Source organism: Desulfosalsimonas sp., from assembly GCF_046483245.1.
GTDB lineage: Bacteria > Desulfobacterota > Desulfobacteria > Desulfobacterales > Desulfosalsimonadaceae > Desulfosalsimonas.
Genome location: NZ_JAWODO010000038.1, coordinates 1 through 5386, shown reverse-complemented (window position 1 = coordinate 5386; position 5386 = coordinate 1). Strand labels below are relative to the sequence as shown.

At 50.0% G+C, this 5386-nt stretch carries 6 protein-coding genes; 1 reads left to right on the top strand and 5 read right to left on the bottom strand.

Annotated elements, in window-relative coordinates; translation table 11 throughout:
- Window positions 1–41: 41 nt before the first annotated feature.
- The 5 genes from R6U41_RS03755 to R6U41_RS03735 all read right to left on the bottom strand — a co-directional run bounded on the left by R6U41_RS03755 (window position 42) and on the right by R6U41_RS03735 (window position 4892).
- Entirely contained in the window at window positions 42–665 is a 624-nt protein-coding gene (locus tag R6U41_RS03755; protein WP_410268494.1) for a hypothetical protein, read from the bottom strand.
- A gap of 42 nt (window positions 666–707) precedes the next feature.
- On the bottom strand, window positions 708–767 hold the full coding sequence (locus R6U41_RS03750; RefSeq protein WP_410268497.1) for an SEC-C metal-binding domain-containing protein: 60 nt from the start codon (window positions 765–767) through the stop codon (window positions 708–710).
- A gap of 32 nt (window positions 768–799) precedes the next feature.
- The gene (locus R6U41_RS03745; RefSeq protein WP_410268496.1) at window positions 800–940 is read right to left on the bottom strand and encodes a PIN domain-containing protein; all 141 of its coding nucleotides are present in this window, start codon (window positions 938–940) and stop codon (window positions 800–802) included.
- Between the two features lie 328 nt (window positions 941–1268).
- On the bottom strand, window positions 1269–2255 hold the full coding sequence (locus tag R6U41_RS03740) for an SWIM zinc finger family protein (protein WP_410268493.1): 987 nt from the start codon (window positions 2253–2255) through the stop codon (window positions 1269–1271).
- 30 nt (window positions 2256–2285) lie between these two features.
- A complete protein-coding gene (locus R6U41_RS03735) occupies window positions 2286–4892 on the bottom strand; it encodes a DEAD/DEAH box helicase (RefSeq protein ID WP_410268492.1) in 2607 nt (868 codons plus the stop codon).
- 304 nt (window positions 4893–5196) lie between these two features.
- Between R6U41_RS03735 and R6U41_RS03730 the strand changes: the two genes are divergently transcribed.
- The gene (locus R6U41_RS03730; protein WP_410268495.1) at window positions 5197–5307 is read left to right on the top strand and encodes a type II toxin-antitoxin system Phd/YefM family antitoxin; all 111 of its coding nucleotides are present in this window, start codon (window positions 5197–5199) and stop codon (window positions 5305–5307) included.
- The last annotated feature ends 79 nt before the right edge of the window (window positions 5308–5386 follow it).

Below are 5386 nucleotides of genomic sequence, written 5' to 3'. Positions count from 1 at the left end.
GTAGGATAGGAATGACTAACGATCGCAATTTTATCACTCATTTAGGTATAGGACCCAAGGCCGCGCCGGAAATCAACCAGCTTTCCCTGGTACCTGGCAGGGCAAATCGAAGAAAAACAACCGAGCATAACCGAGGTGCCTTCCAGGGTGATCACCTTGGTAAACAGAATCGCGCTTTTTATATCCTGCGTGGATGCCTGCTGTTCTGCCACCGTAACCTTCCTGTTTAACAGCAAATCCCACAAATGCAGACATTTGCCAGGCTCGGCGTCAATTACCTGGAAAAAGCTGTAGGGCTGCGCAACAGCTTCCCGGATAAACTTTTTTTCAAATTCATCTACCCTGTCGGGTTGTTCTTCCAGTAAAAGCATGCCCAGGCTTTTTTCCGGAAACTCCAGGTCATCTGCTTCCTCCGGGTCCCCTTCTTCGGCCAGGCCTTGTTCTTCCGCGAATTCTATTGCATCCCAGGCAAAAACAAACCACGATGCAAAAGCATCCATCATCATTTCGAGAAGCTCGTTTTCCGGCTCTTCCTCCGGCCAAAGGAAAAACTCGCTCATCGCCTCCATGAGAGCGTCTTCCCCGAATCTTTCCTCGGCAAAGTCAAGCAGCTTGGTAACTACGCTGTTTTCAGTGTCCCTTAACCGCTGCCTGCCAAAATCCACATGCTCAACGTTTGATTTCCCTGCCTCATCATCTGCCAGGCATCACTTCTTGTACTTCTTCCCGCTGCCGCAGGGACACGGCTGATTGCGCCCTACTTTCATAAACCAACCTCTGTATTCCGGAAATATTTCTGTCAAATAAAATCAACTGGCACATTTTTGATACGTTTGAAATCGGTATCCATCGTTACAATCTTGAAGCCGTTTTCCAGTGCGATCTGGTACTGACAGGCATCATCGAAGTCCAAATTATATTTTTTCCTGGTTGAGGGCAATTTATCGTATGAATGAGAGGACGAAGAATATTGATCCTTGATATCCGACAACCCGCCTTCCCAATTGAAGTTAAAGTCTGATAAATCCGAAATTCGAATAACGAAATTCGAAACAAATTCGGATGACAAAAATTCTAATGTCGGAAACAGAAAAAAACCACTTTTTGTATTTTTGTTTTTGTCATTGAAACATTTGGTATTCGGATTTGTTTCGGATTTCGAGCTTCGTATTTCGAATTTATAGGTTTCTATTTTTTTGAGGCACAGCCAACGTCCTCTGACCTGGCCCAAAAGACCAGATTTTTCAAATTTTATAAAAACCGTGAATTCATGCCCCCTTGTATATCCCTCTTGATATCCGACGAATCCGGTTTTTACGGTGCAGAGCAGCAATTGTATTGCGGATTTTCTGTTCCGGCAGTCCTGTCTTTTTCTGAATTCCCGCAAAATCGATACCTTTTTTGGAACGCCGGATAACGGCATAAATCACTTCGGCATCCCCGGAGGCCTTCCTGCCCGGCGAATTTTTTCTTTTGGCCGGCTTTTGGGGTGCTTTTTTTTGTTCTGCCGGTTTTGCCGCAGGCGCTTCATCCATTTCAATGCCGAACATGTCCGAAAGCTCGGCATTGCCCATTTTTTCCGCCCGGTTTTGTCCGGCCCTGTTTAGCAGATGCTCCCTGGCGCCTCGCACTGTGCTTGCCACAAGCTCTTGAACCGCGGCATTTCTGAGGGTGAAAAAAAGCTCGGGGGATTCATCCAGGCGGGCCCCTATGCCGTAGAGGACTGCGGCTACATGCTTGCACATATAGGCCCAGTCCGGACAACTGCAGTCAAAGGTGATTTCCCCTGGGGAAGGAAAAAGTCCGTATTTGCGGGAGGTAAACCGTTCGCCGATGGACCGGGGAAAGTTACCGGCCAACAGGTCCTGCATTGAGTGCAGCTCTCCGGCGCAGTCTTTTACAATGGCATCCCAGAGCTTTGCCGGCAGCGGTTTTATCGTGATATCAACTGAATATGGCTTTGCGCGGGAGCCCATAACACGGGCGGCGACATGGCCGGGATTTATCTGAAGATCGATTACAGCCATATGCCGGACATAGCTGCGCCCCCTGGCTATTCGGTTATGATAATCCGCGTATCCCTCAAGGTTCCGGTTCCAGGCCCTGCCCCACCATGTGCGGGCAAGGCTTGCCCTGCTTTCGATGATAACCGGCCGGATATCCGGATTTTTCTTTTGCATCTCCTTGATTTTTCGTTCCGCCTTTGCCCTGCGTTCGCCTACAGGGACATATCTGGGAAAACCGCTGTATCGCATCAGCCGATCACTCCTTTTTATACAAAAGCCTTACAGGCCCAGCCGGAAGGTGTCAATCAAATCCTGGTTGCCCATTTCGGTGATCCAGGCCTCGCCGGTGTTTCCGATTACATCTTCTGCCAGCGTCTGTTTGGATTCAAGCATTCTGTCGATTTTTTCCTCTACCGTGCCCTGGGTTAAAAACTTATGGACCATGACATTTTTTTTCTGTCCGATGCGAAAAGCCCGGTCGGTGGCCTGGTTTTCAACTGCCGGGTTCCACCAGCGGTCAAAATGGATTACATGTCCGGCCCGGGTCAGGTTCAGCCCCACACCGCCGGTTTTCAGCGAAAGCACCATAAACGGGGTATAGGCATCGGCCTGGAATTTCTGTACCCTTTTTTTGCGCTCTCCCACCGGAACACCGCCGTGAATAAAGAGCCCTGGCCGCCCGAAAACCTGCTCCATAAATTCGGCCAGCGGGCCGACCATTTCCCTGAACTGGGTAAACACCAAAACTTGTTCCCGCTTTTCATGAATGGTTTCACAAATCTGCCTTAAACGGGCAAACTTGCCGCTGGCCGCCTCATCAAAACCTTCCGCGCCAAGGTACTGATCCGGATGGTTGCATATCTGTTTGAACTTCATCAGCGAGGACAGCACAATGCCTTTTCTCTCAATGCCTTCTTTCGTTTCAATTGTGTTTGTCAGATTTTCCACAAGCTTCTGGTAAAGCAGGTACTGCTTCTGGGTCAGCCTGGAATAGGATTTCATTTCCACTTTTTCGGGCAGATCGTCTATTACTTCCCTGTCGGTTTTCAAACGGCGCAGTATAAAGGGGCGCACAAGCCCCCGCAGGCCGGCGTGATCTTTTTCCCCCTTGTCAAGCTGCTTCATAAAGCTTTTAAACTCCGCGGCAGTACCAAGCAGGCCGGGGTTTAAAAAATCAAACAAAGACCAGAGGTCCGAAAGCCGGTTTTCAATCGGGGTACCCGTGAGAATGATCCGGTTTTGTGCACTCAGATGCTTGACCGCCCGGGTCTGCCTGGTTGACGAATTTTTAATGGCCTGGGCTTCGTCAAGGATGACATAGCGCCAGGGATAGACTTTAAGCCAGTCATAGCGCTGGATTAATGCGTAAGTAGTTATCACCAGGTCATAGCAGTCCAGCGTGCTTTCATCTTTTGCGCGCAGCCGTTTGTTTTGATGCATTGCGGGATGAGCCGCCAAATACTCAAGATCCGGGAAAAACCGTTCGATCTCCTCTGTCCAGTTAGAAACCAGGGAGGCAGGCACGATTAACAGATCAGCTTTTTTACCGCGGTTTTCGGAGCTGTCGCCGTTTTGCTTTAATACGTCAAGCAGGGCCAGAACTTCCACGGTTTTGCCCAGCCCCATATCATCGGCCAGGCAGGCGCCAAACCCCATTTTGTGATGGAAATACAGCCAGTTTAAACCCTCCTGCTGATAAGGCCGCAGCTCGGCATTAAACCGTTTTGATGGCGCCACCCGGGAAATTTGTTCGGGCCGCCGGAGCCGTTCCAAAACGGATTCCAGCCATTGGCCCTGTGACACGGCATAGTCTGCGGTCTCCAGTTTCTCTGCGAATGCCTTTTCCGGGTTTAACTGAAGCTGCATGGCTTCTTTCAGGCTCAAACCGCCCTTTTCCGCCATAGCTTCAGCCTTTTCATAGGCGGCAAGAGTCTGCTCCAAACGCTTTGGGTCCACCGCCACCCATTTGTTTTTGATAAAGGCCAGGCCTTCGGCCTCCTCCAGCAAACGCCGGGCTTCATCTGCCGAAATCTCCTCGTCGCCTATCAAAAGCTTTGGCTTAAAAGAAACCAGGGCGTCCAGCCCGACAAAAGAGGGACCGGTGTCACCGATTTGAAGATTCAGTTTTACAGAGGCGCTTTTTGCCTTCCACCAGTCGGGAATCCTGCACAGGATGCCGGCGGCTTCGTAGATCGAAACTTCCTGCAAAAACGCAAACGCTTTTTTCGAAGACCAGAAAAGCGGATGAAATAAGTCGCCGCTATCGATTAATTCCCGGACCAGCTCGCTTTTCTCCGCGGCCCGGTAAACCGTGGCAAGAAGGTGATACAGCTCATCCTCGCTGTCCTTGTATGCTTCCAGGGCATGTTTGAGCGGGACGTGCCGGGATCTGCCCCCGGAATCCAGACCGGTCGAGTATGTGGCCAGAAACGCGAACGGATCGTCGGACCTGGTGTTTTCCACCAGGTGGAAATAGACCCGGCCCACCAGCTGCGCATCCGGCCTGATGCTTTGAATGTATTGCGCCACAGTGCCGGACCAGGATTGAATCTCCCTGGAAAAGGCCTCGTGCAACGCCTGCCACAATCTTTGCAGAAACGATCGGTCAATATATTCCGCACCGGGCATCGGCGGCAGGTTTTCTATGTGCCTGTCAAACACTGCGGTATCAGGGGTAACCGAAACGTTTTCCCGCAATTCTTCAATCTCTGGTATGCGGCATACTGCCTCTGCAAAATCACCGGCAAATTGGCGAAAAAACGCAAGCGGCGCGGAAAGGGGTATGCTTTTGTCGCAGAATCCAATAAAAAGAAGCCAGTCACCGGTCTTGCGGCCGGTATAGTCGCGGTAGACAGCCGCCTCAAGCTGACTTCGGGATCGGGCCATATATTGCCGGGTGGCCTCCCACTCCAGTACTATCGTTTGATCCGGCAGTACGGAGGCGCCAAGTGTTTGCTTTGTCTCTGTCCCGGTTGGCAATTGGCCTGTCGTCAATATCCACGCTCTTACATAAAGTAAAAATCCGGGCCCAGAGTACCCGGCTTTAACCTAAGCCCAAAGGGCATGATCTGATAAATCCGAAATTCGAATAACGAAATTCGAAACAAATTCGAATGACAAAAATTCTAATGTCGGAAACAGAAAAAACCACTTTTTGTATTTTTGTCATTGAAACATTTGATATTCTGACCTGGCCCGGGTAAAATCCGGGGAGGAAATTCTGATCACCGAAAGGGGCAGGCCCATTGCCAAGATTATCAGAGAAAACGGAAAAACCAAAGCTCGAAATTCGAACCAATGACCAAAACCCTAAATGCATCAATGACAGAAACATCCTGTTTTAAGCTGTTGGTTTTTATCATTTGAACATTCGATATTCG

What these genes read in the sequence shown, in the direction of transcription:
- R6U41_RS03740 (WP_410268493.1), bottom strand. Translation starts at nt 2,255, where the DNA reads ATGCGATACAGCGGTTTTCCCAGATATGTCCCTGTAGGCGAACGCAGG.
- R6U41_RS03735 (WP_410268492.1), bottom strand. Translation starts at nt 4,892, where the DNA reads ATGGCCCGATCCCGAAGTCAGCTTGAGGCGGCTGTCTACCGCGACTAT.